The organism is Janthinobacterium sp. UMAB-60, from assembly GCF_900095235.1.
Lineage (GTDB): Bacteria > Pseudomonadota > Gammaproteobacteria > Burkholderiales > Burkholderiaceae_D > Janthinobacterium.
The window spans coordinates 24,432-50,084 of the sequence record NZ_LT607483.1; the positions used below are offsets into that span (position 1 = coordinate 24,432).

The 25,653-nt window shown below is 63.4% G+C and carries 22 protein-coding genes; 13 read left to right on the forward strand and 9 right to left on the reverse strand.

Going from position 1 to position 25,653, the window contains the following annotated elements; translation table 11 throughout:
• Window positions 1–396: 396 nt before the first annotated feature.
• The 3 genes from K0F86_RS03460 to K0F86_RS03470 form a co-directional block, all read right to left on the reverse strand.
• Window positions 397–1,299 carry a LysR family transcriptional regulator gene (locus K0F86_RS03460; protein WP_219132978.1) on the reverse strand — a complete coding sequence of 301 codons (903 nt, stop codon included), beginning with the start codon at window positions 1,297–1,299 and terminating at the stop codon, window positions 397–399.
• Window positions 1,300–1,377: 78 nt separating this feature from the next.
• Window positions 1,378–2,307: a pseudouridine-5'-phosphate glycosidase gene (locus K0F86_RS03465; RefSeq protein WP_219132979.1), complete on the reverse strand. Its 930-nt coding sequence runs from the start codon at window positions 2,305–2,307 to the stop codon at window positions 1,378–1,380.
• A gap of 3 nt (window positions 2,308–2,310) precedes the next feature.
• A complete protein-coding gene (locus tag K0F86_RS03470) occupies window positions 2,311–3,468 on the reverse strand; it encodes a carbohydrate kinase (RefSeq protein ID WP_219132980.1) in 1,158 nt (385 codons plus the stop codon).
• Between the two features lie 367 nt (window positions 3,469–3,835).
• Here K0F86_RS03470 and xapA point away from each other — a divergent pair, with 367 nt between their 5' ends.
• The 7 genes from xapA (at window position 3,836) to K0F86_RS03505 (ending at window position 12,445) form a co-directional block, all read left to right on the forward strand.
• Entirely contained in the window at window positions 3,836–4,675 is an 840-nt protein-coding gene (gene xapA / locus K0F86_RS03475; protein ID WP_219132981.1) for a xanthosine phosphorylase, read from the forward strand.
• 117 nt (window positions 4,676–4,792) lie between these two features.
• Window positions 4,793–5,986 carry a phosphopentomutase gene (locus K0F86_RS03480; RefSeq protein WP_219132982.1) on the forward strand — a complete coding sequence of 398 codons (1,194 nt, stop codon included), beginning with the start codon at window positions 4,793–4,795 and terminating at the stop codon, window positions 5,984–5,986.
• Window positions 5,983–6,942 (forward strand): deoxyribose-phosphate aldolase, encoded by a 960-nt coding sequence (deoC, locus tag K0F86_RS03485; RefSeq protein WP_219132983.1) that lies wholly within the window; start codon window positions 5,983–5,985, stop codon window positions 6,940–6,942. Before K0F86_RS03480 ends, deoC begins: the two co-directional genes overlap by 4 nt.
• A gap of 12 nt (window positions 6,943–6,954) precedes the next feature.
• Complete coding sequence (locus K0F86_RS03490) at window positions 6,955–9,336, forward strand: aldehyde dehydrogenase family protein (protein WP_374197260.1); 2,382 nt, start codon at window positions 6,955–6,957, stop codon at window positions 9,334–9,336.
• A gap of 74 nt (window positions 9,337–9,410) precedes the next feature.
• The gene (gene deoA, locus K0F86_RS03495) at window positions 9,411–10,733 is read left to right on the forward strand and encodes a thymidine phosphorylase (RefSeq protein ID WP_219132984.1); all 1,323 of its coding nucleotides are present in this window, start codon (window positions 9,411–9,413) and stop codon (window positions 10,731–10,733) included.
• An 82-nt stretch (window positions 10,734–10,815) separates the two neighbouring features.
• The gene (locus K0F86_RS03500) at window positions 10,816–11,223 is read left to right on the forward strand and encodes a cytidine deaminase (protein WP_219132985.1); all 408 of its coding nucleotides are present in this window, start codon (window positions 10,816–10,818) and stop codon (window positions 11,221–11,223) included.
• Window positions 11,224–11,227: 4 nt separating this feature from the next.
• The gene (locus tag K0F86_RS03505; RefSeq protein ID WP_219133456.1) at window positions 11,228–12,445 is read left to right on the forward strand and encodes a nucleoside deaminase; all 1,218 of its coding nucleotides are present in this window, start codon (window positions 11,228–11,230) and stop codon (window positions 12,443–12,445) included.
• Here the strand turns inward: K0F86_RS03505 and K0F86_RS03510 are convergent.
• From K0F86_RS03510 to K0F86_RS03535, 6 genes are all read right to left on the reverse strand, one after another.
• Window positions 12,442–13,605, reverse strand: a complete 1,164-nt coding sequence (locus K0F86_RS03510) for a dipeptidase (RefSeq protein ID WP_219132986.1) — start codon at window positions 13,603–13,605, stop codon at window positions 12,442–12,444. The two genes, K0F86_RS03505 and K0F86_RS03510, sit on opposite strands and share 4 nt — an antisense overlap.
• 11 nt (window positions 13,606–13,616) lie before the next feature.
• Entirely contained in the window at window positions 13,617–14,039 is a 423-nt protein-coding gene (locus K0F86_RS03515; RefSeq protein WP_219132987.1) for a VOC family protein, read from the reverse strand.
• A 160-nt stretch (window positions 14,040–14,199) separates the two neighbouring features.
• The gene (locus K0F86_RS03520; RefSeq protein ID WP_219132988.1) at window positions 14,200–14,469 is read right to left on the reverse strand and encodes a hypothetical protein; all 270 of its coding nucleotides are present in this window, start codon (window positions 14,467–14,469) and stop codon (window positions 14,200–14,202) included.
• A gap of 137 nt (window positions 14,470–14,606) precedes the next feature.
• On the reverse strand, window positions 14,607–15,122 hold the full coding sequence (locus tag K0F86_RS03525; protein ID WP_219132989.1) for a hypothetical protein: 516 nt from the start codon (window positions 15,120–15,122) through the stop codon (window positions 14,607–14,609).
• Window positions 15,123–15,213: 91 nt separating this feature from the next.
• Window positions 15,214–15,891 carry a TetR/AcrR family transcriptional regulator gene (locus K0F86_RS03530; protein WP_219132990.1) on the reverse strand — a complete coding sequence of 226 codons (678 nt, stop codon included), beginning with the start codon at window positions 15,889–15,891 and terminating at the stop codon, window positions 15,214–15,216.
• A gap of 10 nt (window positions 15,892–15,901) precedes the next feature.
• Window positions 15,902–17,371 (reverse strand): PLP-dependent aminotransferase family protein, encoded by a 1,470-nt coding sequence (locus K0F86_RS03535; protein WP_219132991.1) that lies wholly within the window; start codon window positions 17,369–17,371, stop codon window positions 15,902–15,904.
• Between the two features lie 200 nt (window positions 17,372–17,571).
• Between K0F86_RS03535 and K0F86_RS03540 the strand changes: the two genes are divergently transcribed.
• The 6 genes from K0F86_RS03540 to K0F86_RS27325 form a co-directional block, all read left to right on the forward strand.
• The gene (locus K0F86_RS03540) at window positions 17,572–18,888 is read left to right on the forward strand and encodes an aspartate aminotransferase family protein (RefSeq protein WP_219132992.1); all 1,317 of its coding nucleotides are present in this window, start codon (window positions 17,572–17,574) and stop codon (window positions 18,886–18,888) included.
• Between the two features lie 84 nt (window positions 18,889–18,972).
• The gene (locus K0F86_RS03545; protein WP_219132993.1) at window positions 18,973–20,475 is read left to right on the forward strand and encodes a CoA-acylating methylmalonate-semialdehyde dehydrogenase; all 1,503 of its coding nucleotides are present in this window, start codon (window positions 18,973–18,975) and stop codon (window positions 20,473–20,475) included.
• A gap of 46 nt (window positions 20,476–20,521) precedes the next feature.
• Window positions 20,522–21,889 (forward strand): NAD(P)-dependent oxidoreductase, encoded by a 1,368-nt coding sequence (locus K0F86_RS03550; RefSeq protein ID WP_219132994.1) that lies wholly within the window; start codon window positions 20,522–20,524, stop codon window positions 21,887–21,889.
• Window positions 21,889–23,169 (forward strand): NAD-dependent dihydropyrimidine dehydrogenase subunit PreA, encoded by a 1,281-nt coding sequence (preA, locus tag K0F86_RS03555; RefSeq protein ID WP_219132995.1) that lies wholly within the window; start codon window positions 21,889–21,891, stop codon window positions 23,167–23,169. Before K0F86_RS03550 ends, preA begins: the two co-directional genes overlap by 1 nt.
• 134 nt (window positions 23,170–23,303) lie before the next feature.
• Window positions 23,304–24,788: an NCS1 family nucleobase:cation symporter-1 gene (locus K0F86_RS03560; protein ID WP_219132996.1), complete on the forward strand. Its 1,485-nt coding sequence runs from the start codon at window positions 23,304–23,306 to the stop codon at window positions 24,786–24,788.
• Window positions 24,789–24,809: 21 nt separating this feature from the next.
• On the forward strand, window positions 24,810–25,653 hold an 844-nt coding region (locus K0F86_RS27325), incomplete at its 3' end, for an amidohydrolase family protein (protein ID WP_374197261.1).

Sequence of the window (25,653 nt, forward strand, 5' to 3'; positions counted from 1 at the left end):
AGATGATAATTCCTTATCAACATTGCACCGTATTGAACAAGATCATTGCCGGCCTTGTGTGCTTTTATGTCGACAGTGTGATGCTCATGCAACAGTCGCGCCCCGTCTCTTTTATAGTTACAACATCGAATGGGGCTGCCGGAGCGGGCTGGGATGCGCCGTCAATGGACGGGCAGGGCAGGCGCAGGACCGGCGCCACGATGGGCGTCCGAATCACTATGCATCATGCCAGATATGTATGACAAATACGTTTTTGTTTAACTATTTATATGAAAGTCATATAAATTGGCATGCAAACCCAAAACGAAGGGCTGGGGTCGGACGGGGACGCCGAGTCCCTGAGGGTCCGACCCCGGTCTTGCTGCTTTTCGGGTTAGCGACGCTTGAGGCTTTGCCTCAATTCGCTGGGGGATTGATGATGTTCAGGAAGGCCCGCACGACGGGAGCGTCGTCGAGCGTGGTGTAGCTGATGTACAGGTTGGCCGATGGCGGATTGGTCTTGATCGGTAGAAACACGACGCCGGGCCAGCCGATGCGGCTCGTCGTTTCAGGCACCAGGGTCACGCCCAGGCCGGCACCTACCATGGCCAGCAGGGTTTGCGGCTCGCTCGCTTCCTGGAAAATCACGGGTTCGAAACCGGCATTGACGCAGCATTGCACCAGGTAGCGGGGAAACGCGGATTTATCGAGGTTCAGGGTGAGCATGGGCTCATGGGCGATGTCGATCAGCTCGATGGCCGTGTTTTTTGCCAGCGGATGGTGTTCGTTGACGGCCACGCAGACGTTTTCACGGAAGCACAGCTCCTGGCGCAGGTTGTCGTGGCGCAAGTCGTCGTCATTGAGTTTCGGTTCGCGCCAGAAACCCACGTCGATCTGCTTGGCGCGCAAGGCTTCGTATTGCACCGTGGGCCCGAATTCATGGATGGTCCAGCTGACGCGGGGAAATTTGGTCTGGAACTCTTCCAGCAGGCTGGGGATGGGACCCCACATGGCCGAGCCAACGATGCCCACGCGCAAGCGGCCCACTTCGCCACGGTCGATCTGGCGGATGGTATCGATGGTCATGCGCATCTTGGCCAGCAGCTCGGCCGCCTCGTTCATCAGTGCCTTGCCTGCCACGGTCAGCTCGAAGGTGCGCGTGGTGCGCGCAAACAGGCGCACGCCCAGTTCGCTTTCCAGTTTCATGATCTGTTGGCTCAGGGGCGGCTGCGAGATATGCAGGCGCTCGGCGGCGCGGCTGAAGCTTTTCTCCTCGGCAACGGCAAGAAAATACTTTAACTGTTTCAGATCGATGGACATGCTTTCCTTGCATTACCTGATGCTAAACGGGAACGGCGCGCGAACCTGAGGGCCGCGCGCTTTTTTACGGCAGTCCTATTATCGTGCCACGACCGCCTGCATGGCAATGGCCAGCGCGGTGCCCACCTGGGCATTGTGCTTGACGAGGGCGATATTCGTCGCCAGGCTGCGGCCATCCGTCAGTTGCTTGATGCGCGACAACAGGAAAGGCGTGACTTGCTTGCCTTTCACGCCGCCCGCGTCCGCTTCCTGCAGCGCCTGCGTGGTGATCGCGTCGATTTCTTCCTTGGGCATCGCTTGCGCGGCCGGCACCGGGTTGCTGACGATGACGCCGCCTTTCAAGCCCAGCTGCCATTTCGTGCCGATGAAGGCGGCCTGCTCGGCGGCCGTGTCGAGGCGGAAATCGGCCTTGAAGCCGCTTTCGCGCGTAAAGAAGGCAGGAAAACCTTCCTGGCCCACGCTGATGACGGGCACGCCGTGGGTTTCCAGGTATTCCAGGGTCAGGCCGATGTCGAGGATGGATTTGACGCCCGCGCAGACGACGGCGACCGAGGTCTGCGCCAGTTCCTGCAAGTCGGCGGAAATGTCGAAGCTGGTTTCCGCGCCGCGGTGCACGCCGCCGATGCCGCCCGTGACGAACACGGAAATGCCGGCCAGTTCCGCGCAGATCATGGTGGCGGCCACGGTGGTGGCGCCCAGCTTACCCTGCGACAGGACGAACGGCAGGTCGCGGCGGCTGACTTTCATGGCGTCGGGCGAGGTGCCCAGCAATTCCAGCTGCTCTGGCGACAGGCCCACGCAGATCTTGCCGTCGATGATGGCGATGGTGGCCGGCACGGCGCCGCCGTCGCGGATGATCTGTTCCACTTCGCGCGCCATTTCCACGTTTTGCGGATACGGCATGCCATGCGAAATGATGGTCGATTCCAGCGCCACGATGGCCTTGCCGGCGGCGCGCGCGTCGAGCACTTCTTGCGAGAACAAGAGGAAATTCTGTAATTGGGTCATGTGTCAATCCTGTTGAAAGAGGGTAGGGGGAGGGGGCGCCAGGTCGGCGTCGTCAATGTCGTCGAGCGCGCCGGCCGACACCAGGGGCGAGACGGTGGCGGCCGATTCCAGTGTCATGGCGGCCAGCTTCAGGCCGCGCCGGCACGCCAGTTTCAAATCGCTGCTGTCGTGGTACAGCGACCAGCAGACGGCGGCGGAAAACGCGTCGCCGGCGCCCGTCACGTCGACGGCGTCCACTTCGCGCGCGGCCAGGTGCACGATGGACGCGTCCTGGCTGTCGCCATCCGTGAAGTACACGCCTTCGCCGCCGCAGGTGACGATCACCTGGCGCGCGCCCTGGCGCAGCACTTCGCGGCAGGCGGCGCGCACCTCAAACGCCGTGGGCAAGGCCCGCGCCACGCGCGTTTCCAGTTCGCCCCGGTTGAGGATCAGCAGATGCAAGCCCGTCAGGTCTTGCGGCAAATGCGCCATCTTCGGTTGCGAGACGGCGACGATGACCAGCGGCGTGGCGTGGGCCGCGTCCTGGCGCGCGTCGGCCAGCAGTGCCTGCACGCTGTCGTGGCCCAGGTTCAGGTCGCAGACGGTGAGGGCGGCGGCGGCGCGCTGCGGCTGGCGGCTGTGCAAGAAGGCCGGGGTCAGCTGTTCGTAGAGTTGCATATTGGCCATCGCCAGCAGCATTTCGCCATGTTCGTCGAGCACGGCCGTATAGGTGCCGCTGCTGGTGTTGCTCAGATGCAAGCTGCCGCGCATGTCGATGCCCGCATCTTCCGCATGCGTCTGCAGGGCGTGGCCGGCCGCATCGTCGCCCAGCGCCGTCAGCAGGGCCACGGGGATCGACAGGCGGGCCAGGTTTTCCGCGATGTTGCGGCCCACGCCGCCAAATACTTCTTCCGAGCGCACGGGATTCGAGGTGCCCATCTGCAAGGTCGCCAGGGTGCGCATCTTGCGGTCGAGGTTGGCGGCGCCGATGCACAGCACGGGGCGGCTGTCGGGCAGCACGTAGGCGCGTCCCAGCAGGCGGCGCTCGCGGATCAATCCGGCGATGTGGCCGGCGACGGCCGAGCGCGACAAGCCCAGTTCGCTAGCCAGGTCTTGCTGCGAGATGAAGGGATTGTTGCGGATCAGTGCGTACAGCTGGTCTTTTTTATTGGTATCGGTCACAAGGTTTTCACTGAAGGTATAAACATTTGTTTGCGACTTTAAACATTTGTCTTGCTGGTGTCAAGCCGGTGTCAAGCAGGGTTGAAAAACCTTCGTATGGAGCTTGTATGCATGGATTTCCCGGGCATGGCAGGCCTGGGCTAGCCTCGACTATAATATCGGCCATTTATATTTGAATTGTATAAATGGGTAAGAAAAATGGTATTTGCCATACATATTCCGTTTGATGCATAGTGGCGGCAAATAAAGGCAATACGCATCTGGATAGTCCAGCAACACCCATACATACCCGATACCTGGGCGCGATACTTTGCGTACCCCGCCGCGCAGGCAGCAACCATCATCATTAGTCAATCAGAGGATAACCATGTCGAACAACACCCCTTTCCACGCCGCCGAAATCATCCGCGCCCGCGCTCCTGAAAATTTCAAGCCGCGCGTGGCGATGATCCTCGGCTCCGGCCTGGGCGTGTTGGCCGAGCAAATGACGGACGCCGTCAGCATCAGCTTTGACGAATTGCCAGGCTTCCCGATCAGCACCGTGCACGGCCATGCGGGCGAACTGGTGGTCGGTACCCTGTCGGGCGTCGCCGTCGTCTGCATGAAGGGCCGTGGCCACTTCTATGAAGGCTATGGCATGGGCGTGATGACGAGCGCCATCCGCACCCTGAAGCTGCTGGGCTGCGAAATGCTGTTCGTCACCAACGCCGCCGGTTCCCTGCGCCCTGAAGTGGATGCCGGCAGCCTGGTGGCCATCAGCGACCATATCAACCTGCTGCCAGGCACGCCGATGGTCGGCCCGAACGACGACCGCTTCGGCCCGCGCTTCTTCAGCATGGCCAACGCCTATGACGCCGAACTGCGCCAGCAAGTCAAGGACACGGCGGCCGCGAATGGCATCACCCTGCACGAAGGCGTGTTCGTCGCCTACCCTGGCCCGAACTTCGAGACGGCCGCGGAAATCCGCATGATGGCCCGCCTGGGCGCCGACACGGTCGGCATGTCCGTGGTGCCGGAAGTGGTCTCGGCCCGCCATTGCGACCTGAAAGTGGTGGGCGTGTCCGTCATCACCAACCTGGCCGAAGGCATGTCGCCATTCGCCCTGTCGCACGAGCAAACCCTGAAATACGCGGCCATCGGCGCGAAAGACCTGGTCAAGCTGATCCTGGCTTTCCTGGCCAAAGTCGCTGAAAAACCGCAAGCCTAAGCACTTTTTTACGCAGTAGCGGCGCGCCGGCCACCGGCGCTGCCGCGCGGCAGGCCCGGAAAATCCGGCCTACACTGTCCGCATCATTCCGCATCACTCCATAAAGCGAGCCTTATCATGTCACGCGCATTTATCCTCCTGCTTGATTCCTTCGGCCTTGGCGCGACGCCAGACGCCGCCAAGTATGGCGACGCAGGTGCCAATACCTTTGGCCACATTGCCAGCACTGTCGCCAAAAGCGGCAAGACCTTGAAACTCCCGAACATGGAACGCCTGGGCCTGGGCGCCGCGGCGCACCTGGCCAGCGGCGAATGGGCCACGGGCTTCGACCAGCGCGACGGTTTCACCGGCGCCTACGGCGCGGCGCGCGAGCGCTCCACCGGCAAGGACACACAGAGCGGCCACTGGGAAATCGCTGGCGTGCCCGTCGAATTCGACTGGGGATATTTTCCCCGCACCACGCCATCGTTCCCGGCCGACCTGACCGACAAGCTCAAGGCCCTGTCCGGCGTGCCCGGCTTCCTCGGCGACTGCCATGCCTCGGGCACGGACATCATCAACAAGCATGGCGACGAGCACGTCGCCACCGGCAAGCTGATTATCTATACCTCGGGCGACTCGGTGATGCAGATCGCCGCGCACGAAGAATCGTTCGGCCTCGAGCGTCTGTATGAAGTGTGCGAAATGGCCTTCAAGCTGGTCGAGCCGTACAACATCGGCCGCGTCATCGCCCGCCCGTTCACGGGCAGCAATGGCAACTACACGCGCACGTCGAACCGCCACGACTATGCGGTGGCGCCGCCAAGCAAGACCCTGCTCGACCACGTCAAGGATGCGGGCGGCGAAGTCGTCGGCCTGGGCAAGATCAGCGACATTTTCGCCACCCAGGGCATTTCCAGAGTCGTCAAGGGCGTCGACAATATGGCGCTGTTCGAAGCGCTGTTGAAGACGGTCGATGAAGTGCAGGACAAGTCGCTCACCTTCGTGAACTTCGTCGATTTCGACCAGGCGTTCGGCCACCGCCGCAACGTCGAAGGCTATGCCGACGCGCTGCGCGAAATGGATGGTCGCCTGCCGGAATTCATGGCCAAGCTCAAGGAAGGCGACCTGGTCGTGATCACCGCCGACCATGGCTGCGACCCCACCTGGCACGGCTCCGACCACACCCGCGAACACATTCCGATGATCTTCTTCGGCCCCGGCGTCGCCCCGCGCGCACTGGGCATTTCCGAGACGTTCTCCGATATTGGCCAAACCCTCGCCAAGCACCTTGGCGTACCACCACTTGCTAATGGAACCAGCTTGTTATGACACTCATGCACCCCGAATTCAAGCGTAACGAGGCCGTCGGCCTCGACCTGGGCTGGATCAACCAGATCCGCGTCAACCGCGCCGCGACGGACCGCCGCGCGGCCAGCCTGGCGAACCGCCGTACGGTGAAAAAGGAATACCAGGCCGCCTGGCTGGTCAAAGCCATCCAGATGATCGACCTGACCACCCTCGGTGGCGACGATACGCCGGGCCGCGTGGAACGCCTGTGCATGAAGGCCATGCGCCCGCTGCGCGCCGACCTGATGGATGCACTGGGCCTGACGCAATTGAGCACCGGCGCCGTGTGCGTGTACCACGAGATGATTCAACCGGCCGTGAAAGTCATCCAGGGCCGTTTGCCTATCGCCGCCGTGTCGACCGCCTTCCCGGCGGGCCTGACGAACATGGAAACGAAGCTGCGCGAGATCGAACTGTCGGTCGCCGCCGGCGCTTCGGAAATCGATATCGTCATCACGCGCCAGCATGTCCTGAACGGTAACTGGCAAGTGCTGTACGACGAAATGCTCGCTTACCGCAAGGCTTGCGGCGAAGCGCACGTGAAGGCGATTCTCGCCACGGGCGACTTGCTGACCATGGAAAACGTGGCCAAGGCGTCGTGGGTGTGCATGATGGCCGGTGCCGATTTCATCAAGACCTCCACCGGCAAGGAAAGCGTCAACGCCACCATCCCCGTGGCCCTGACGATGGTGCGCACGATCCGCGAATACCACGAGCAGACGGGTTTCCAGGTGGGCTTCAAGCCGGCCGGCGGCGTCAGCTCGGCCAAGAGCGCGCTGCAATACCTGACCCTGATGAAGGAAGAACTGGGCAACGAATGGCTGCAGCCGCACCTGTTCCGCATCGGCGCTTCCAGCCTGCTGACCGACATCGAGCGCCAGCTCGAGCACTACGTCACCGGCAGCTATTCGGCCAATCATCGTCACGCACAACCTTAAAGAACAATCGTCATGCCAACAATTAACGAGATTCTCACTACTATGGACTACGGCCCTGCTCCCGAAAGTCAAAAAGAAGCGCAGGCGTGGCTCGACGGCCACCAGCGCACATTCGGTCTGTTCATCGACAATGCCTGGAGCGAGCCGGCCGAGCTGTTCGCCTCGACCAACCCGGCCGACGGCACGCAGCTGGCCGAACTGACGCAAGCCACCGATGCCGACGTGGAACGCGCCGTGGCAGCGGCGCGCCGCGCGCTGCCCGTATGGCAGGGCATGGGTGGCCACGGTCGCGCGAAAGTCATGTACGCGCTGGCCCGTTTGCTGCAAAGGCATTCGCGCCTGTTCGCCGTGCTGGAAACCCTGGATAACGGCAAGACCATCCGCGAAACGCGCGATATCGACCTGCCGCTGGCCGCGCGCCATTTTTATCATCACGCGGGCTGGGCGCAGCTGCAGTCGGAAGAATTCGCCGACTACCGCGCCGTCGGCGTGGTGGGCCAGATCGTGCCGTGGAATTTCCCATTGCTGATGCTGTCGTGGAAAATCGCCCCGGCCCTGGCGGCCGGTAACACGGTCGTCTTCAAGCCGGCCGAATTCACGTCGCTGACCGCCATGCTGTTCGCCGAATTGTGCCTGCAGGCAGGCATGCCGGCCGGCGTGGTCAACATCGTCACGGGCGACGGCAGAGTGGGCTCGGCCATCGTCAACCACCCTGGTGTCGACAAGATCGCGTTTACGGGTTCCACCGAAGTGGGCCGTTTGATCCGCATCGCGACGGCCGGCAGCGGCAAGAAGCTGTCGCTGGAACTGGGCGGCAAGTCGCCGTTCATCGTCTTTGAAGACGCGGACCTCGACGGCGCCGTGGAAGGCCTGGTCGATTCGATCTGGTTCAATCAAGGGCAAGTATGCTGCGCCGGTTCGCGCCTGCTGGTGCAGGAATCGATCCAGGAGCGCTTCCTGAACAAGGTGCGCGCGCGCATGGAAAACCTGCGCCTCGGCTCGCCGCTGGATAAATCGATGGACGTGGGCGCGCTGGTCGACCCCGTGCAGCGCCAGCGCATCGCCGCGCTCGTCGATTCCGCCCGTGCCGAAGGCTGCGACGTGTGGCAACCGGCGTGCGAACTGCCGGCTGACGGCTCGTGGTTCCCGCCGACCCTGATCACGGGCGCGTCGACGTCGGCCGCCGTGGCGCAGGCTGAAATCTTCGGTCCCGTGCTGGTGGCCATGAGCTTCCGCACGCCGCCTGAAGCGGTGCAGCTGGCGAACAACACGGTGTACGGCCTGGCCGCCAGCGTGTGGACCGAGTCGATCAGCCTGGCGCTGGACATCGCTCCCGCCATCAAGGCCGGCGTGGTGTGGATCAACAGCGCCAACCAGTTCGATGCCGCGTGCGGCTTCGGCGGCTACCGCGAATCGGGCTTCGGCCGTGAAGGCGGCCGCGAAGGCATGCTGGAATACATGACGGCCCTGGCCGAAGATGCGCGCCCGGCCCTGCCGGTGGTGGAAACGAAGGCCAAGGCCAATGTGAAACCGGCGGCAGCCGACCCATTCGCCATCGACCGCACGGCCAAGATGTACATCGGCGGCAAGCAGGCGCGCCCCGACAGCGCTTACAGCACTCCCGTGTTTGGCGTGAACGGCGCCCTGCTGGCCGAAGTGGGCGTGGGCAGCCGCAAGGATATTCGCAACGCCGTCGAAGCGGCCCATAAAGCGTCCGGCTGGACCAGCGCCACGGCGCACAACCGCGCGCAAGTGCTGTATTACATCGCCGAAAACCTCGCCGCGCGCGCCGACGAATTCGCCGCCCGCATCGCCGCCATGACGGGCAGTAAAAATCCCGAGAAGGAAGTGCAGGCTTCGATCGAGCGCCTGTTCTACTACGCCGCCTGGGCTGACAAGTACGACGGCCTGGCGCACCAGCCACCCACCAAGGGCATCACCGTGGCGCTGAACGAAGCGGTCGGCGTGATCGGCATCGTCTGCCCGAATGAAGCGCCGTTACTCGGCTTCATTTCACTGGTGGCGCCGGCCATCGCGCTGGGTAACCGCGTGGTGGTGGTGCCGTCGGAAGCGCATCCGCTCTCCGCGCTGGACCTGTACCAGGTCTTCGACACGTCCGACTTGCCGGGCGGCGTCGTCAACATCATCAGCGGCAACGCCGATGAACTGGCGCGCACCCTGGCCACGCACGCCGACATCGATGCCGTCTGGCGCCATGACGGTTCCGCCGACGGCTGTGCGGAAGTCGAGCGCCTGTCGGCCGCTACCCTGAAGCGCACCTGGGTCGGCGGCGCCAAAGGCCGCGACTGGTACAGCGCCGCGCAAAGCGGTGGCCGTGCCGTGCTGGCGCATGCGTCGCAAGTGAAAAACGTGTGGATACCTTACGGCGTCTGATAAGTAACTAGCGTTACAAAGCTGGGGTCAGATCCGCAGGGACTGACCCCAGATCTCATGATTGGAGTTATTCGATGTTGTTAACCCAGGAAATCATCCGCAAGAAGCGCGACAAGGGCGTGCTGAGCGCCGAGGAAATCCAGTTTTTCGTGCGCGGCATCACTGACGGCAGCGTCAGCGAAGGCCAGATCGCGGCGCTGGGCATGGCCGTCTTTTTCAACGACATGAACATGGACGAGCGCGTGGCGTTCACCCTGGCCATGCGCGATTCCGGCCAGGTGCTGGACTGGCGCTCGCTGAACCTGCCAGGTCCTGTTGTCGACAAGCATTCGACGGGCGGCGTGGGTGACGTGGTCTCCCTGCTGCTGGGCCCCATGGTCGCCGCGTGCGGCGGCTACGTGCCGATGATCTCGGGCCGCGGCCTGGGGCACACGGGCGGCACGCTGGACAAGTTCGACGCCATTCCCGGCTATTGCACGGTGCCGGACAATGAACTGTTCCGCAAGGTGGTCAAGGAAGTTGGCGTGGCCATCATCGGCCAGACGGCCCAGCTGGCGCCGGCCGACAAGCGCTTCTACAGCATCCGCGACGTCACCGCCACGGTGGAATCGGTGGCCATGATCACCGGCTCCATCCTGTCGAAGAAACTGTCGGCCGGGCTGGACGCGCTGGTGATGGACGTGAAAGTGGGCACGGGCGCCTTCATGCCGACCTACGACAAGTCGGTGGAGCTGGCCGAGAGCATCGTCGCCGTGGGCAATGGCGCGGGCATGCAGACCTCGGCGATTTTGACGGACATGAACGAGTCGCTGGCGCCATACGCCGGCAATGCGCTGGAAGTGCGCGGCGCCATGGATTACCTGACGGGACGTTCGCGTCCCGCGCGCCTGCACGAAGTCACCTTGTCGCTGTGCGCCGAGATGCTGGTGCTGGGCGGCCTGGCGGCCACCGAAGAGGAAGCGCGCGTGAAATTGATGGCGGCCCTCGATTCGGGCGCGGCGGCCGAGCGCTTTGCGCGCATGGTGTCCGCCCTGGGTGGCCCGGCGGATCTCGTCGAGCATCCTGACAAGCACCTGGAACAGGCGCCGTTCATCGTGCCGGTACCTGCGTTGTCGGCCGGCTTTGCCAACGTGCGCGATTGCCGCGCCATCGGTCTGGCCGTCGTCGCCCTGGGCGGTGGACGCCGCCGTCCGACCGACAGCATCGACTTCGCCGTCGGCCTGACGGACCTGGTGGGCCTGGGCGAGCAAGTGGCCGTTGGCCAGCCGCTGGCCATGGTGCACGCGCGCACGCAAGCGGCGGCGCAGCAAGCCGTCAGGGAAATCCAGGAAGCGTATGCCATCAGTGCGGTGGCGCTGGCGGCCAATCCGGTGATTTATCGTACCATTCGACCATAACTTAACCCTAGAAGCAAAATCTGGGGTCAGACCCTGAGGGTCTGACCCCGGCCTTTCGCGGGTTTTACAGATAGATAAGCAAATGAACAACCAAGAACTGATCGCCGAAGCCAATGCCGGCCGCGAACTGGCCTACGCGCCCTATTCGCGTTTCAAGGTGGGCGCGGCGCTGCTGTGCAAGGATGGCCGCGTCTTCCGTGGCTGTAACGTGGAAAACGCCGCGTATGGCCTGTGCAACTGCGCCGAGCGCACGGCGTTTTTCAGCGCCATCGCGCATGGCTGCAAGCCGGGCGACTTCGCCAGGCTGGCCGTCACGGGCGACACGGCTGAACCGATCTCGCCATGCGGCGCCTGCCGCCAGGTGATCTTCGAGATGGGCGGCGCCGATTTGCCGGTGATCCTGACGAACCTGAAAAACGATGTCATGGAAGTGACAGCGGGCTGGCTGCTGCCGCACGGCTTCGGCAATTCCGATCTGGACATGACGTAACAGGATACGCTTGAACAAGACGATCGACATCCAGGCCGCCGTGGCGATTGCCGCGGCCGAAGCCATGGCAGCGAAGACGCAGGGCACCTTCGGCGTGGGCGGCGTGCTGCTCGATGGCGCCGGCAACGTGCTGCAATCGATGCACAACAACGTCGTGCGCCAGGGCCTGGTGTTCGACCCCACCGCGCATGGCGAGCGCCAGCTGGTGGACTGGTATTTCGCCGAGCGGGCCAAGGGCACGCCTTTGCCGCCGCCGGGCGAACTGACCATCGTCACCTCGCTCGACCCGTGCTGCATGTGCGCGGGGGCGATTCTGGCGGCCGGTTTCAACGTGGTGGCAGCCGCGCCCGACGTCAAGGCGGGCATCAATTACGATGGTGCCGCCACGTTTACGGCCTTGCCGGCACCGCTGCAGGCGCAGGCCGGCCGCAGCTTTTGCTATCCGGCCGTGCGCGGCGCCACCGAGTATGCGCGCCTGCCTTCCGGCGCCGCACCCAAATCTTTTTTCATCGGCAAGAGCATCCATGAGGCGACGCAGGCACTGTGCTCGCTGGTGTTCGAAGCGACATCGGCGCAGGTGATGCAGTTGCTGAACGCGGGCGACGACGTGCACCGGCGCGATCCCGCCACCTTGCCGTCCGAGCATGCCGTGGTGCGTGCCCTGCGCCGCCGCTATCCCGATGCCCTGACCTACCGCTGCGCGCCGCATGCGCCCGACGCGGGCCTGGCGCCCTTCCTGCAGGCGGCCATGGAGCAGGATGCGCGCGATGGCGGGCAGGGCGATGCGGCCGCCTTGCTCGATTCCTTCGGCAACCTGCTGCTGTGCATGCCGGGAAAACTGGCGCAATCGGCCATCCGCACGCCGTTCATGGAGTGCACGCGCCAGTACGCGCAGCTGCGCTATGAATTGATGGCGAATGCGGCGCCGGCTGGGCAGGAAGAAATCAAAAGCTATCTGGGCCACCCCAAGCACGGCACCTTCGTGCTGGCCGTCGGCCCGGACGACAGCGCCGCCAGTTTCATGACGCTGGGTGCCTACGGCTCCACCATGGAAGGGGCGCTGCCGGAGAACAATCCCGGACAATTCCAGTACGTGCGCCCGGCCATGGCGCAAGACGCGCTGCTGGCGCTGTGCGACGCCATGCCGCCGCTGTACCGCAAGCTGATACGCATCCGGCCGCGCCAGGTGGCGGACCAGGCTTTGATCCGCGCACTGGGCTAGGCGTCGTCGTCGGGCAGATTCTTGAGTAAAAAGTCGCGCACGTTTTCGCCCGCCACGCGGCGAATTTGCGTTTCCGACAGGCCCGCGTCGAGCAGCGCCTGCGTCAATCGCGGCAAGCCGGCGGCGTCGATGGCCGTGGTGACGGCACCGTCGAAGTCCGAGCCATACGCCACGTGTTCGGCGCCGATCAGTTTGACCGTGTACTGGATGGCGCGCGCGATGGACGCCACGTCCTTGCCGCAAACGGCCGTATTCCAGAAGCCGATGCCCACCAGGCCACCCTGGGCGGCGATGCGTTTCAATTGTGCGTCGCTGAGGTTGCGCCCATTGGCGCAAGTGCCGCGCACCCCCGTGTGCGACACCATCACCGGGCGTTTCGCCATCGTCAGTACGTCGTCGATGGTGGCCGGCGAGGCGTGTGCCAGGTCGACGATCATCTTGCGCTGCTCCATGGCGCGCAGCCATTGCCGGCCCAGCGGCGTCAGGCCGCCTTTCTTCAGGCCGTGCTGGGAGCCGGACAGTTCCGTGTCGAAGAAATGCGTGGGCGCGGCCATGCGGAAGCCGGCCCGGTACAAGGTGTCGAGGTTGTCCAGTTTGCCTTCGAGCGCATGCGCGCCTTCCAGGGTCAGCCAACCGGCCACCAGATTTGGCTCTTTGTCGCGCGCGGCGATGAAGCTGCGCAGCTGGGCGCGGCTGCCGATGACCCTGACCTTGCCATGACTGTTGGCCGCTTGCTGGCGCAGCTCGTCGGCCTGCCAGGTGGCGCGCGCCAGCAGGCTGTTCCACGTGGCGGGCGGCAAGCCTTGCGCCACCACCAGGGCCGTGATGTTGTCCGTGTCGCTGTCATTGCGCTCGATATTCATCTTGCGCGGCGTCTTGGTGACGACGGAAAAGGCTTGCAGCGCCATGTTGGCCTGCTGCAGGCGGGGGAAGTCGACATGCCCGCGCTGGCTGTCGCGGTTCAGATTGCGTTGCCACAGCAAGCTGTCGGCGTGCAGGTCGGCGATCCACAGGCTCTGGTGCAGTGCCATGGTCGCTGTCGACGGCGGCTTGCCGGACGGCGGGTGGATACGGTTGAGGTGCTCGTCCACGAGGACGGGAGCGGACAGGAAACCGCCGATCAGCGCAAGGCTGGCGGCGGCCAGGGTACTGATAATCATTGTTCTCCGTTTTACCATGGATCGTAAGTGCCCAGGCTCCAGATATGGCCTTCCGGGTCGCGGCAGGTAAAGCCCCGTCCGCCGTAATCTTCATCCTTGATGTCGAGCACGATCTCGGCGCCCGCCTCGCGCGCGCTGTGGTAGACGGCATCGGCATCGCTGACGACCAGGTAGCAGTTTTGCGTGTTCGCGCCGCCGACGTCGCCAGGCAGTTTCATCAGGCGGCCATAGTCGCTGTCGATAGCCGGTGCCACCATGACCATGCCGTTGCCAAAGCTCAGTTGTGCGTGGGCGACACCACCGTTGCCGTCAGGCACGATCAATTGTTTTTCAAAACCGAGCGCCTTGCATAGCCATTCGATGGCGGCGGGCGCATCGCGGTAGCGCAGGCAGGGAATGGTCGTCGCAGTTGTCGCTTTTGCTGTCGTGGTCATCAGAAAACTCCTATGGCTGTGGGGGAGTAGCTTCGATCATGGATCCTGCGCGGCGTTCCCTATCCAACTCATCGATCGGGATGGGTTTGATGCCCGTCAGTGCCGCGCCCATCCATAGTGCCATAGAACAATCATTGCACTCTTGCCACGACGCAAATTTTTATTGCGGCGTCTGCGAAGCGTTCGCCGTCTTCGCGTCCGCGCCCGTATCGTCGCTGTTGCTTGCCCATCTCAGCAGCATGACGAGGACAAACAGCATGATGGCCAGCGGCAAGATGGTGATCACGAACGCCAGGCCCAGGCAGCACCCCAGCACCATGGGCCAGGACATGGCGCGCAGGGCGGCCATGCCCTGGTGCGCGTAAGCGCACAGTTCGCTCCAGAAAGCGCTGAAGGAAGTGCTGCCCGGTGCCGAATTGATGTCTTTCATGCCGTTCTCCTGTGGTTGCCGTTGCCGTATGCAGGCTGGCGATGAATCCACTATAGGCAAAACCTTGCTGCCGGGCATCGCGTATGCGACGAATGGCAGGAATGGCGGAGCGAACGGCGACAGGCGAAGACAAACGGTTACTCGAACACCTTCAGTTTCAGCTGGAAACTGAGGGCGCCATACAGGCGGTCCTTGTAGGACGGCACGATGGCGATATTCACGCCCACGCGCTGGTATTCATAGCTGATGGTGGGGACGAGGGCTGGGAACCAGCCGCCATCGCGCATCTTCGGATAGCCGCTGAAGCCGCCAACGACGGCGCCGATGCGCAGCGGGCCTACCTTGATGGGCTGGTAGTACACGCCCAGGTAGTTCGAGTAGGCGCGGTCACTATTGTAGAAGCGTCCGGCCGTGACCGACGCAACCGTGGAAAAGCGGTATTCGGCGCCCAGGCCCGGATTGCTGTCGTTCAGGTTCTTGTCGCGCTGAAAGTGATACGAATAAAAGCCCGCGTTGAGCCAGGTTTCGCTCAGCGGCTGATTGTCTATCATGCCCACTGTCTGCGCCTGTGCCGTGGACGCCACTGCCAGCAGCGCCGCGCAGGCGACCTTGCCCAGCAATGACGCGGTGCGCGCCGATGACCATTGTTTCATGCCTGTTCCTTATCCTGTGGGTATCGCGTCGCCATTGCAAACGCTCCAGCGCGCCATGCTATCACTGCTCGTTTGTTCCTTGGAAATTTCATCACGTGCCGGACACTGCCGCAGGCAGGGTGATGGCCGCCTGCACCATGTGCGTGAGCAGGATTTCCGCGTCCTCGTAATCCTTGCGCGTGAGCTGCTTGCGATCCAGCACCAGGGCCATCTGCGCCGAAAAATCCGCATACGACTGCGTCATGGCCCAGATGGCGAACATCAGGTGCGTGGCGTTGACGGGCGCGATCCGGCCGGCCGTGATCCATGCCTCGAAGACGGCGATATCCTTGCGCAGCAGCGGCACGACCCGGTCGCGTATCTGCGCGCCGTACAGGGGCGCGCCATTGATCACTTCCAGCGCATACACGCGCGAAGCCCACGGCTGTTCGCGTGAAAAACGCAGCTTGGCGCCGATGTACGCGCGCAGCACGTCGCGCGGCTCGTCGTGTTCATTGGCCAGCGATTCCATGCGCGCCAGCCAGTCGTCGAGCACATCGTCGAGCACGCGCTGGTACAGCAGCTGCTTGGACGGGAAGTAATACATCAGGTTTTGCTTCGACAGGCCGGCCCGCTCGGCGATGGTGGCGATCGACGCGCCTTCATAGCCGCTTTGCGCGAAGGCGCGCACGGCTTGCTCCAGGATGTCCGCTTCCAGGCGGTCGCGGTTTTGCAGGCGCCGGCCACCGGCATTTTTCACGGAAAGGGCAGGGGATTTGTCGCTGGCCATGGCGGGTTCTTTAGCGTGGACGGATCGATTGCAGGAAGGCTTGCAGCACGGGGGTATCGGTGTAGGCCACGTTGAAGCGGAACCACACCGTCTCGGGCGCGCGCAGCATGAAAAATTCGTTCGGCGACAGCAGGATGCCGGCCTTTAATGCCATGTCGGCGATGATCTTGCCATTCCATTCCGGCGTCTGCAGGTCGGGCCAGCCGGCGCTGACGAACATGCCGCCACGCGGTCGCGCCACGGGCGCCATGCCCGCCTGCGCCAGGCAGTCGATGCTGCGCTCGCGTGCCGCATCAAGCTGCGCCACCAGGCGTTCCACCATGCGCTTGTAGGGCCGCGCGGAGATGGCGTGGTAGACGGCGCGCTCGTTGATTTCCGACGTCGTCAGCCCCGCCAGCATTTTCACGCGCACCAGTTCGGCCACCAGCGACGGCGAGGCGCAAATCGACCCCACGCGCAGCACGGGCGACAGGGTCTTGGAAAAACTGCCCACGCGGATCACGCGGCGCAAGCCGTCCATCGCCGCCAGCGAGGCGTCGCCGCGCGCCGCCAGCTCGCGGTAGATATCGTCTTCGACCAGCCAGAAATCGAACTGCTCGGCCAGCGCCAGCAGGCGGTGCGTCTGCGCCTGGCTGAGCGAGGTACCGAGCGGATTTTGCAGCACCGTGTTGACGAACATGAGCTTGGGCTGCGTGCGCGCGGCTTCAACGGCCAGCGCATCGAGATCGAGGCCCGCCTCACCGCGCGCAATGCCGACGGGGATGCAGCCATGGTGGCGTATCAGCGACTGCAGATTGCTGTAGCCGGGGTCTTCCACCAGCACCGTGTCGCCCGGTTTGGTCAGGCTGCGCAGGATCAAATCGAATGCGTGCGTGGCGCCGTGCGTCAGCAAGACCTGGTCCGGCTCCACCTGGAACAGCTCTTCCGACAGGCTGCTTGCCAGGTGCTGGCGCAGCGAGGGAAAGCCGAGAGGGTGGCCGTAGCCGCGCAGCCGGCTGGCGGGAATGCGCATGGCCTGGCGCACGGCATCGAGCACGGTCGCTTCGCCATACATCTCGGGCGGCAGCCAGCCCGCGCCCACGGGCAGGGCATCGGATACGCCCGAATACAGGTCCGGCGTGAGGGCGTCGATGGCGGTGGGGCTCGCATAGGTGTTGGCAATGAGGGCAGCCTGCGGCGAGGCGGCGATATCGTGGCGCGCGACGAAATAGCCGGAACCGCGCCGCGACGACAGCAAGCCCAGGTTGACCAGGCGGTCATACGATTCGACGACGGTAAACGTCGACACCCCATTGCAGCGGGCGAACTGGCGCACGGACGGCATGCGCGTGCCGATGCGCAGGGTGCGGCTGCCCACCATGATGCTGATGGCGATGACGATCTGCTCGACGAGGCCACCTTTTTTCTGGCGGTCGATGTCCAGCACGGGCCAGCCACTTGCGTTACCTTCGCCCTCGTCCTGCTTCACGTTGTGCGTCACCGGTGGCTCCTTATGCTGCCTTGCACAAAACTGTAGTGGTTTTCCGACCTGTACGGTTGGGATACTTTGCCGTTTGTGTATCTGTGCCATTGGGGATGGCCTGTCTATTATTACATCAGCTTTTTGCCAACTGGTAAATTATTTTACGCTTCGTCAAAAACGATCCTGGCCCCGCGCCAGCCCATTCCAAGGAGAAGATCATGAACGAAACAAGGCCGGAATCGATGTCGGCATTCTGGATGCCGTTTACGAATAACCGTGATTTCAAGGCCAACCCTCGCCTGCTGGTGTCGGCCGAAGGCATGTATTACAAGGATGTCGATGGCAACGCCATCCTCGATGGCACGGCCGGCCTGTGGTGCGTGCCGTGCGGCCATGCGCAGCCGCAGATCGTCGGCGCCATCCGCGAGATGGTGGGCCAGCTCGATTTCGCCCCCACCTTCCAGATGGGCCATCCGGCTGCCTTCGACCTGGCGGAAAAACTGATGGACTACACGGGGCATAAATTTGGCCACGTGTTTTATACGAACTCCGGTTCCGAAGCCGTCGACACGGCGTTGAAGATCGCGCTGGCCTATCACCGGGCGCGCGGCGAGGGCGCACGCACGCGCCTGATCGGCCGCGAACGCGGTTATCACGGCGTGGGCTTCGGCGGCATTTCCGTGGGCGGCATCGGCGGCAACCGCAAGACCTTCGGCCCCCTGCTGCCGGGCGTCGACCACCTGCCGCACACGCACAACCTGGACAAGAACGCCTACACGGTGGGCGAGCCCGAATACGGCACCCACCTGGCCGATGAACTGGAACGCATCGTCGCCCTGCACGACGCGTCGACGATCGCCGCCGTCATCGTCGAGCCGGTGGCCGGTTCCACGGGTGTGCTGATCCCGCCGAAAGGCTATCTGAAACGCTTGCGCGAGCTGTGCACCAAGCACGGCATTCTGCTGATCTTCGATGAAGTGATCACGGGCTTCGGCCGCATGACGACGCCGTTCGCCTTTGACTATTTCGACGTCGAACCGGACCTGATGACGACGGCCAAGGGCCTGACCAACGGCATGGTGCCGATGGGCGCGGTGTTCAGCAAACAATATATCCACGACGCCTTCATGGACGCGCCACCGGGCATCGAACTGTTCCACGGCTATACGTATTCCGGCCACCCGCTCGCTTGCGCCGCCTCGCTGGCGACCCTGCAAGTGTTCGAGGAGCAGGACATCCTCGGCCACGCCAAAGCGATGCAGGGATATTGGAGCGACGCCGTGCATTCGCTGAAAGGTCTGCCGCACGTGATCGATTTGCGCAGCATCGGCCTGATCGCCGGCATCGAACTCGATCCCATCGCCGGCAAGCCAGGCACGCGCGCCTTCAACGCCTTCAAGCAGGCCTTCGCCGACGGCGTGCTGATACGCACGACGGGTGACATCATCGCCCTGTCGCCGCCGCTGGTGCTGGAGAAACAGCATGTCGACGAGCTGTTCGGCAAGCTGGCGACGGTACTCAAAAATCTCGATTGAACGGCAAACCCAAAACAAGAGCCGGGGTCGGACCCTGAGGGTCCGACCCCAGTCTTTGCCTCTGGGTTTAAAAATGGAAAACCAATGAACAACCTCGACACCATCACCCACTACATCAACGGCGCCAACGTCGACACGCAAAGTGGCCGCTACGGCGACGTCTACAACCCCGCACTGGGCGTACCCGTGGCCCGCGTGGCGCTGGGCACCGTGGAAGACGTCGACGCGGCCGTGCAGGCCGCAGCAGCAGCCTTTCCCTCCTGGTCCGCCACGCCGCCATTGACGCGCGCGCGCGTGCTGTTTCGCTACCTGCAGCTGTGCCAGCAGCACACGGACGACTTTGCCGCCATGCTCACGCGCGAGCATGGCAAGACCTTTGCCGATGCCCAGGGCGAAGTGGCGCGCGGCATCGAGATGGTGGAATTTGCCGTCGGCATCCCGCAACTGTTGAAGGGAGAATTCACGGACCAGATTTCGCGCGGCATCGACGCCTGGTCCATGCGCCAGGCGCTGGGCGTGGTGGCCGGCATCACGCCGTTCAACTTCCCCGTGATGGTGCCGATGTGGATGTTCCCGGTGGCGATTGCCTGCGGCAATACCTTCGTCTTGAAACCGTCCGAGCGCGATCCGTCGGCCTCGCTGCTGCACGCGAAACTGCTGAAAGAAGCTGGCTTGCCCGACGGCGTCTTCAACGTGGTGCAGGGCGATAAAGTGACGGTCGACGCCTTGCTCGACCACCCTGTGGTGCAGGCGATCAGCTTTGTCGGCTCGACGCCGATTGCCGAATACATCTATGCGCGCGGCAGCGCCAGCGGCAAGCGCGTGCAGGCGCTGGGCGGCGCGAAGAACCACATGGTGGTGATGCCCGATGCGGACATGGACATGACGGTCGACGCGCTGATCGGCGCGGCATATGGTTCGGCGGGCGAGCGCTGCATGGCCATCTCCGTGGTGGTGGCCGTGGGCGACGCGGGCGACAAATTGATCGATGCACTGGCAACGCGCACGGCCGCACTGAAAGTGCGCGACGGCATGGAAGATGGTGCGGAAATGGGACCGGTCGTGTCGCTGGCCGCCAAGCACCGGATCGAAAAACTCATTGCCTCGGGCGTGGAGCAGGGCGCGACTTTGGTGGTCGATGGCCGCAACCATGTGGTGGCGGGACGCGAGAACGGCTTCTTTGTCGGCGGTACGTTATTTGACCACGTCACGCGCGACATGAGTATCTACAAGGAAGAGATTTTCGGCCCCGTGCTGTGCGTGCTCCGGTGTCCTGACGTGGTGCATGCGGTGGAGCTGATCAACGCCAACGAGTATGGCAACGGCGTGGCCATCTACACGCGCGATGGCGGCGTGGCGCGTGAATTCGTGCGCCAGATTCAGGTCGGCATGGTGGGTGTCAACATCCCCTTGCCCGTGCCGATGGCCTTCAACAGCTTTGGCGGCTGGAAGCGCAGCATGTTCGGCGACCACCACGCGTATGGCCCGGAAGGCGTGCGTTTCTACACGCGCCACAAGGCCGTGATGCAGCGCTGGCCGAACACGGCAAGCGCTGGTGTGGAATTTGCTTTTCCCCAGATGAAGTAAAGGTTTCAAATTACGAGCCGGCCGCACATAACAAGAGGAATACGCGATGATCGAGTCTTTGAACTATTTGCCGCATCCCGCCCTGCCCAACGAGGAACTGGCGGGCCATTTCACGGACCTGGCGCCGCCGTTGACGGCGCGCCAGGCCGCCATCGAAAGCGCCCGCTGCCTGTACTGCTACGACGCGCCGTGCAGCCGCATCTGTCCGTCGGAAATCGACGTGGCCAGCTTCATCCGCAACATCCACGACAAGAACATCAACGGCGCCGCCGCCGGCATCCTGAAACAGAACATCCTGGGCGGCAGCTGCGCCCGGGTCTGCCCGACGGAAATCCTGTGCGAGGACGTCTGCGTGCGCAACCACGACGCCGAAGGCCAGCCCGTCAAGATCGGCCTCTTGCAGCGCTATGCCGTCGACCACATGCAGTTTGCGGCGCACCCGTTCCGGCGCGCGGCCGCCACCGGCAAGACGATCGCCATCGTCGGTGCGGGCCCTAGCGGCCTGTCGTGCGCGCACCGGCTGGCCATGCTGGGGCACGACGTGGTGATCTTTGAAAAGGAAGGCAAGGCCGGCGGCCTGAATGAATACGGTATTGCCAAGTACAAGCTGACGGACGACTTCGCACAAAAGGAAATCGACTTCCTGCTGGGCATAGGCGGCATCGAGATCCGATGTCGCCAGGTGCTGGGCGAGAACCTGCAGCTGCGCGACCTGCACGCGCAGTACGACGCCGTGTTCCTCGGTCTGGGGCTGGGCGCCAGCCGCAAGCTGGGCTTGACGGGCGAAGATGCGCCGGGTCTCCTGGCCGCCGTCGATTACATCGCCGCGCTGCGCCAGGCCGATGACCTGGCCGCGCTGCCCGTGCCGAAACGCGCCATCGTCATTGGCGCCGGCAATACGGCCATCGACATGGCCGTGCAGATTGGCCGCCTGGGCGCCGAGGAAGTCACCCTGGTCTACCGGCGCGGCTTCGACGCCATGACGGCGACCCACCATGAGCAGGATATCGCCAAGGCCAACCAGGTGCGCATGCTGACGTGGGGCCAGCCGCAACAGGTGCTGCTCGATACTGCCGGCAAGGTCGCCGGCATGCGCTTCGAGAAAACGCGCATGCAGGGCACGCGCCTGGCGGGCACGGGCGAAACGTTCGACGTGGCGGCCGACGCCATCTTCAAGGCCATCGGCCAGAGCCTCGATACCGGCGTGCTGCATGATCCGATGGCGTCGTTGCTGCAGCGCGAAGGCGACAAGATCGCCGTCGACGCGGGCTTTCGCACGGTGCTGCCGGGGATCTACGCGGGCGGCGACTGCGTGGCGCCGGGGCAGGACTTGACGGTGCAAGCCGTCCAGCATGGCAAGCTGGCCGCACTGGCCATCCATTCCGATTTATTGAATAAAGTGGAGGCTGCATAATGGCTGATCTCAGCATCGAATTTTGCGGCATCAAGGCGCCGAACCCCTTCTGGCTGGCGTCCGCGCCGCCGACCGACAAGGCCTACAACGTGGTGCGCGCGTTCGAGGCGGGGTGGGGCGGCGTCGTGTGGAAAACCCTCGGTGAAGACCCGGCCGCCGTCAACGTCTCGTCGCGTTATTCAGCCCTGTACGGCAAGAACCGCGAAGTGGTGGGCTTCAACAATATTGAGTTGATCACGGACCGCTCGCTGGAGATCAACCTGCGCGAAATCACGCAGGTGAAAAAGGACTGGCCCGACCGCGCCATGATCGTCTCGCTGATGCTGCCCTGCGAAGAGCACTACTGGGCCGACATTTTGCCGAAGGTGGAAGCGACAGGAGCGGACGGCATCGAACTCAATTTCGGCTGCCCGCACGGCATGCCGGAGCGGGGCATGGGCGCGGCCGTGGGCCAGGTGCCCGAGTATGTGCAGATGGTGACTGCCTGGTGCAAGAAGCACAGCAAGCTACCCGTCATCGTCAAGCTCACGCCGAACATCACGGACGTGCGCATGCCGGCGCGCGCGGCCAAGGCGGGCGGCGCCGACGCCGTCTCGCTGATCAACACCATCAACTCGATTACCTCGCTGGACCTGGACCGCATGGTGGCCTTGCCCATCGTGGGCGGCGCCAGCACGCACGGCGGCTATTGCGGGTCTGCCGTCAAACCGATCGCCCTGAACATGGTGGCGGAAATCGCCCGCGATCCGCAGACGCGCGGCTTGCCCATTTCCGGCATCGGCGGCATCGGCAACTGGCGCGACGCGGCCGAATTCATCGCCCTGGGCGCCGGCTGCGTGCAGGTGTGCACGGCGGCCATGCTGCATGGTTTCCGCATCGTCGACGAGATGAAGGATGGCTTGTCGCGCTGGATGGATGAGAAGGGGTATGCGCGCATCAGCGACTTTGCCGGCAAGGCCGTGACCAACACGACGGACTGGAAATACCTGGACATGAATTACCAGGTGATCGCGCACATCAACCAGGATGACTGCATCAAGTGCGGCAAGTGCTATGTGGCTTGTGAAGACACGTCGCACCAGTCGATTGCGCAACTGATCGACGCCGCCGGCATGCGCACGTATGAGGTCATCAAGGAGGAATGCGTGGGCTGCAACCTGTGCGAAATCACCTGTCCGGTGCAGGGCTGCATCACGATGGTGCCGCAGGTCACGGGCAAGCCATATATGAACTGGACGCAGGATCCCAGAAATCCACGGGCATTGGTGGAAACGGCTTAGGGCACGTTTTTTGCGTACGTTTATTTTATAAACTGTTGCCTGTCTTTGCAGTAAGCTAGACTGCCGCAGTTTACACAATGCCGTATCCCTGGCGTCATTCAAGATGCCGGCGGCCTAACCGATGGAGAATACCTGTGAACCACGACTATTCAGGCAATACGCAGCTGTGGAATGAAGACCTGGCGCCCACCACGGCGGCGCAGCGTACCTGGCGCTGGTATCACTTTGCCGCGCTGTGGGTGGGCATGGTGATGTGCATTCCCGCCTATACCCTGTCGGCCAGCCTGATCGACAGCGGCATGTCCGGTTACCAGGCGGTGCTCACGGTATTCCTCGCCAACGCCATCGTGCTCTTGCCCATGCTCTTGATCGGCCATGCGGGCACCAAGTACGGCATCCCATATGCCGTGCTGGCGCGCGCCTCGTTCGGCACCATGGGGGCGCGACTGCCGGCGCTGATGCGCGCCATCGTCGCCTGCGGCTGGTACGGCATCCAGACCTGGTTCGGCGGGCAGATGATCTATACCCTGATGGGCGTGTTGATGGGGCATGAACTGGGCGGCGAGAAGATCGCGGGCCTGGGCATCAACGGTAGCCAGTTGCTGTGTTTCCTGGCTTTCTGGGCCATCCAGTTCTATTACATCCTGCACGGCATGGAGTCGATCCGCAAGCTTGAAACCTATACGGCGCCTTTGAAAATCCTCATCTGCTTCGTGCTGCTGTACTGGGTGCACAGCAAGGCCGGCGGCGTCGCCAGCTTGCTGGACCAGCCATCGCAATTCATCCCCGGCGGCAAAAAGGCGGGCCAGTTCTGGAACGTCTTCTGGCCATCGTTGACGGCCATGGTGGGTTTCTGGGCCACCCTGGCGCTGAACATTCCCGACTTCACGCGCTTCGCCAAGACGCAGCGCGACCAGGTGATCGGCCAGTCGGTCGGCTTGCCCGTGCCCATGGGTTTGCTGGCCATGCTGGCCGTGATCGTCACTGCCGGCTCCGTGGTCATGTACGGCAAGGCCATCTGGGATCCCGTCGACCTGGCCAGCCGCATGACGGGCGCCGCCGTGCTGGTCGCGCTGATCATTCTGCTGATCGACACGGTCAGCGTCAACCTGGCGGCCAACCTGGTGGGCCCGGCATACGACTTTTCCTCGCTGGCGCCGAAGCAGATTTCGTACAAGATGGGCGGCTACATCACGGCCTTCATCGCCATCGTCATGATGCCGTGGAAGGTGCTCGAATCGACCCAGGGTTATATCTTCACGTGGCTGATCGGCTACTCGGCCCTGCTGGGCCCCATCGCCGGCATTCTCATCGTCGACTATTATTTTGTGCGCAAGACGCAGCTCGACGTCAGGCAGCTATACCGCGACGACGGCATCTACTCGTATGGCAATGGCTGGAACATGGCGGCGCTGATCGCCTTTGTCGTCGCCGTGCTGCCGAATATCCCCGGCTTTCTGAACGCGGCTTTTCCCACGGCGTTTCCCGGCGTGGCCGAAGGCTTTAAAACCATCTACACCTACGCCTGGTTCGTGGGTGTGGCCATCGCCGCGGTCGTATACGGCGTCATGATGAAGGGCAGGGTCGTAGCGCACGTGCAGCAGGTGCCGCAGTCCTGATCTTTTCGAGAAGGAGACAAGATGACTACATTGATACGTGGCGGTACCGTCGTCAACGCCGACCGCGCGTTTCGCGCCGATGTGCTGATCGAGGGCGACACGATTGCCGCCGTCGGCGAGAACTTGCCGGTGCCAGCTGGCGCCACCGTGATCGAGGCGGGCGGCCTGTACGTGATGCCGGGCGGGATAGACACCCACACGCACATGAATCTGCCCTTCATGGGCACGGTGACGTCCGACGATTTTTTCACGGGCACGGCGGCGGGACTGGCGGGCGGCACCACCACCATCATGGACTTCGTCATTCCCGCACCGAAGCAGTCGCTGATCGAAGCGTATCATCAGTGGCGCGAGTGGTCGGCCAAGGCGGCCGGCGACTACACCTTCCACGTGGCGATCACCTGGTGGAGCGAACAGGTGCATGAAGAGATGGGCATCCTCGTGCGCGAGCATGGCGTGAACAGCTTCAAGCACTTCATGGCCTACAAGAATGCCATCATGGCCGACGATGAAACGCTGGTGAAAAGCTTTACCCGCTCGCTGGAGCTGGGCGCGCTGCCCACCGTGCATGCGGAAAACGGCGAGCTGGTTTTTCAATTGCAGCAAGCCTTGCTGAAAAAGGGGATTACCGGGCCGCAGGCGCACCCGTTGTCGCGTCCTCCGGCAGTGGAAGCGGAGGCGGCCAACCGCGCCATCGCGATTGCCAATGTGTTGAATACCCCCGTGTACATCGTGCACGTCTCGTGCGCCGAGTCGCTCGACGCCATCACGCGGGCGCGCGCCAACGGTCAGCGCGTGTATGGCGAAGCGCTGGCGGGCCATCTGGTGATCGACGACAGCGTCTATCAGAGCGATGATTTTGATT